The organism is Arthrobacter sp. P4_F11, from assembly GCF_056401395.1.
Genome location: NZ_JBFUJK010000039.1, coordinates 1 through 2545 on the forward strand (window position 1 = coordinate 1; position 2545 = coordinate 2545).

Here is a 2545-nt window from a genome sequence, read left to right on the forward strand (position 1 = left end):
ACCGCCGCCAGCGTTCATCCTGAGCCAGGATCAAACTCTCCGTTGAAGTAAAACAGACACAACACGCGCCCCCGGGAAAACGGGATGCACACGCTGCACAAAATTTGAAACCAGCTAAAAACACCAGACCACACCACGGGGTGGCGGGCCCGGCAAATTCAACCAATTCAATACAATAAATTGGTATCAACAAACTTGGCACACTATTGAGTTCTCAAACAACAGACACACCCGGCACCACCACAACCAACAWTCAGTCRMGGATCGCTCCGGAGCAACTTTTCAAACTTACCCGAGTCCGGACCGCTTTGCAAATCAGCGTTTCCGCGACCCGCAAACCATCCAACCCGCCCCACCCGAACCCGGAGCGCACAAAACGCCGACCAGATCCGGTCTTGAAATTTAGGGGATTGGCCGCCTCCGGTTCCCAGCATTTCCGCTGGTCTCCCTCGCGGCGACTTAGAAAACAATACACCCACCACGCCCCCACCGCAACTCCACCCCCCACACCCACCCCACCACCCAAAAACCCCGCCACCACAACCCAAAACCACCCGCAAAGCACCACATCACACGCTCCCCCGCCACCCGCGGCCACTATGCCGTGCATCACTCCACCTCATGCCGGCAGCTCGCCCAGATGGCGGGCCCAGAAACTAGCAGCCGAGCAGTCCGTCGTGGTGTCGAATGCAGGCCGCAACAGGGGCATGACGCGGCAGGATGCTTCCGTTGCCCTGGGCCCTTGATGCCCAACAGCAGCCACCCCGCCGAAATCGCGTCTGAAGAGAACACCTGACGAACGCCAGCTACCTGGAATCAGCGAAGAACATTGAAACCCGCTGCGGAAGTTGCAGGATCTCGTGGTTTGATCGAGCGATTGATTCGGCCGCAGCCTGTTCCCAGTACATCGAGCATCGGAACGGTCGGCGCGATGCCTCGCGCCGACCCGCGATCTGTATCGGATACCCGCCTTCAAGAGCGCCACGTTCCACGACGACCAAGACCGACGCGTGTTCATTGTCTGCCGGAGCCGCCTGGCGAACGTGTTCCCACCCGACGCGATCCCAGGCAGTATCATCAACGGCCCTCACTCAGGCGCGGAATCCATCTTCATGCTCGGACAGCGCATCCACCCAAGCGTCTGGTGCTGAAGGTCGTACGCACCAGGAAGGAGGAAGGGCCTGGCCTGTGCGTGAGTTCTTTCCTTCGTGCGTCTTCGGTCGCCAATAGTCCCCGGAAACCGGGCAGCTCTTCAGGGCCTAAAGCAGGAGGCGTAGAAGAAGCGCAGGGCCGGCGGTCGTAGCGGCGCGGGCGGTGGTGGTTGCGGGCGATCCGGCCGGAGCGCCACGGCTAGCACCGCTGCCGGAAACGCTGTGCCGCCGCCGGCTGGGCAGTGTCCGCAGCGTGCTCTTGACGCGGCCCCGGCCGCAAGGGTAGACAAGGGCCATCCCGGTGCTGTCGCGGGGGTTATGACCGCAGACAGAACGCGGGCAGCGCGGGGACCGTCATGATGAACCACGGCGGAGCAGCGGAGTGAGGTGTGAGCGATGACCGGATTAGTTGCCTTCCGCTTCGTGGCGCTCGGCTGGGCAGCCTACTTCGCCGCGGAAGCAGGGGTTGCGGACGAATGGGCGTACTACTTCGCCGTCTTCGTGATTGTGCTGGCCCAGTGCGCCGGTGTACCGCTTCCCGCCGTGGCCGTCCTGCTTGGCGCCTACGCCTCGGCGCGCCACGGAGACCTGAACCTTACCGCCGTTATCGCGGTCGGCAGCCTGGGCGCCATGCTCGGGAGCACTATTGGCTACGTACTTGGGCGGGTGGGAGGCCGTCCCCTGATGCTTCGACTCGCACAGCGCTTCCATGCCGACGAGAATCGCATCCTCCAACTCGAGTCGTTCTTCGATCGGCACGGCGGCAAAGCCTTGTTCTTCGGCCGCTGGGTCATAGTTGTCCGGCTCTGGGGCGCCATTGCCGCGGGGGCCGCCAAGATGCCGTGGCCCACTTTTCTGCTCTGGACCATCACAGGGTCAATTGCCTGGGTCGCGAGCCTCAGTGTTCTCGCCTATTTGGCCGGGGCGCTGGCCAATGCCATCGGTGACGCTCTCGACATCGGCGGTTGGGTGCTGGTCCCATTCGTCGTGCTTGGCCTGGTGATCGTCTGGCGCCGGCGCAGACGCCGGAAGCTCAGGTCAGCGGGAGGGACAGGGGACGGCGCACCCGATGCCGAATGAGGCCGTCCAGGTGCCTCCGGTCTGTACGTTCCTGCAGCAACGCTCGGCCTCCTTCAAGGCGGAGCATACGACGTCGCAGGGCCCCTCATCGGCGATCGGGCACCAAGGCGATTACCGGACCGGCACGGGGGCAGCCGGTCGCGGTCCGGGTTCCGCTCCGGGTCGGGGACCCCGGCCCGGCTCGGTTCGGAGAGGCCGGTTAAATGCGGGAGGACCCCCACCGTGTGGTGGGGGTCCTCGACCGTTAATGGTGTTCCGGCGGTGACCTACTCTCCCACACCCTCCCGGGTGCAGTACCATCGGCGCTGTGGGTC

The 2545-nt window shown here is 63.8% G+C and carries 1 protein-coding gene; it reads left to right on the top strand.

Annotation, left to right across the window (positions count from 1 at the left end):
* The first annotated feature begins 1547 nt into the window (after window positions 1-1547).
* The gene (locus tag AC1DRO_RS21130; protein ID WP_052354987.1) at window positions 1548-2231 is read left to right on the top strand and encodes a DedA family protein; all 684 of its coding nucleotides are present in this window, start codon (window positions 1548-1550) and stop codon (window positions 2229-2231) included.
* Window positions 2232-2545: the final 314 nt, after the last annotated feature.

Coding starts and splice junctions, on each gene's coding strand:
- AC1DRO_RS21130 (WP_052354987.1), top strand. CDS start 1,548: ATGACCGGATTAGTTGCCTTCCGCTTCGTGGCGCTCGGCTGGGCAGCC.